Genomic DNA, 1570 nt, shown 5'->3' with positions numbered 1-1570 from the left:
GTTAGTGTAAGATTTTCATAGGTTGGATGAATAATTCATCTGGTCGTGGAAATCTTTTTTGTAGACCAATTTACTTATTTACAAAAAAAGAAAAGACCAGTAGCCTTTAGTGTGTCGAATACTAAGCAAAGGCAGGTCTTTCCTCATGGATATTTTAACAGAAATCGAGCAGAATTTGGTGAAATCAGGCAGTTTATTTGAAGCTGAACAGATTATTTTAAAAGGGGTATTGGAGTTAGGACAAGTAATCATGCAAAACTTTTTGGAAAGCTTAGATCGAAGCTTAAAGTCCCAAGCTCCAGCGAACTATCAAGTAATTAATAAACAGCCACGGACGCTTAATTTTATCTTTGGCCCGGTGACTTTTCAACGACGGTATTATCAGGCTGGGACAAAGAAACGTGAATTTTACTTAGACCAACAATTAAAAATTAAACCACGTCGTCGTTTATCGCCACAATACTTAATGATGATGGCTAAGATTGCCCAAACAACTACAATGCGCAATACTGCCGACATTTTGAACCTTGTATTTGACAGCGGAATTACTGCCGATTCGGTAATGCACGCCGTGCATGAGTTAGGAAATCAGGTAGCTAAACAAACTCAAGCAAAAGAACACCAAGCTACTCCTCGCCATATGCCTAAAAATTTAACTATTGAGGGTGATGCCTTTATGATTAAAGGTAAAAAAGAAGCAGGTCAGCTGACTCTTGTGCACCATTATCGGGTTTATGAGCGAGTAGCTAATCAAATCATTAATCGGCATGACTTTCTCAGTGTTGGGCACCAAGGACGGCTTGAAGCACGACTAAGTGATTATTTAGACCGCCATTATAAGCTTGCCGGTCAAACGATCTTTTTGGCCAGTGACGCTGGCCCAGGTTACGAACCAGCTAAGCTATTAAGTCTAGTTCCTCAAGGTGCACATGGTGAATACTTTCTCGACCGCTATCATTGTTTACAGAAAATTGAACATACTTTAGGCCGGCACAACGAATTAGCCATGCGAGCAATTAAAGCCGTTCGTCATCATGATCAAGCAGAGCTAACAATAATTTTAGATACTTATGAATCACAAAACCTAACGGAAAAACAAGCAGACGACCTAATGCGTTTAAGAAAGTATCTACAGCGAAATTGGCGGTATATCCTCTCACCACAAATGCGTGGATTTAAGGATATTCATTTAATTGGTTCAGTCGAAAGTTCTCACCGGGCTTTTACTTACCGGATGAAGAAACAGGGCAAGTCATGGACTAAGCAGGGGGCTAAAGCCATGATTGGTTTAATTGAAGCCCGAATGAATGGTGAACTGCAAGCTAGTTTAAATACAATCCTAGAACAATTAACAGTTCTTCCTCGAGTGGCTCAAACCAGCCTATTACAGGAAATGCATATTCGAACTGGAGAGTTTCTAAGAAAGGCACCGACAAAGCCGTCAATTGGAGCAGTACAAGGAATAATTCCGATTAACACGGCCACAAGTAGACCAATGGGACAACTTTTTAAGGCACTAACCCACTAAAACTGTATATTTAAAGGCTACCTATGAAAACTTGACAGATAC

Annotated in this window: 1 protein-coding gene; it reads left to right on the top strand. The window is 40.1% G+C overall.

Annotation, left to right across the window (positions count from 1 at the left end; genetic code table 11):
- Positions 1 to 145: 145 nt before the first annotated feature.
- On the top strand, positions 146 to 1528 hold the full coding sequence (locus ACI35L_RS13295) for an ISLre2-like element ISLre2 family transposase (RefSeq protein ID WP_049779699.1): 1383 nt from the start codon (positions 146 to 148) through the stop codon (positions 1526 to 1528).
- Positions 1529 to 1570: the final 42 nt, after the last annotated feature.

This window comes from Pradoshia sp., from assembly GCF_051873915.1.
Classification (GTDB): Bacteria; Bacillota; Bacilli; order Bacillales; family Pradoshiaceae; genus Pradoshia.
The sequence above is the reverse complement of the archived record's forward strand: the minus strand, read 5'-3'. Positions and strand labels throughout refer to the sequence as shown.

Bases quoted from the DNA above. Each gene is read 5' to 3' on its own strand.
- ACI35L_RS13295 (WP_049779699.1), top strand. From the start codon at position 146: ATGGATATTTTAACAGAAATCGAGCAGAATTTGGTGAAATCAGGCAGT.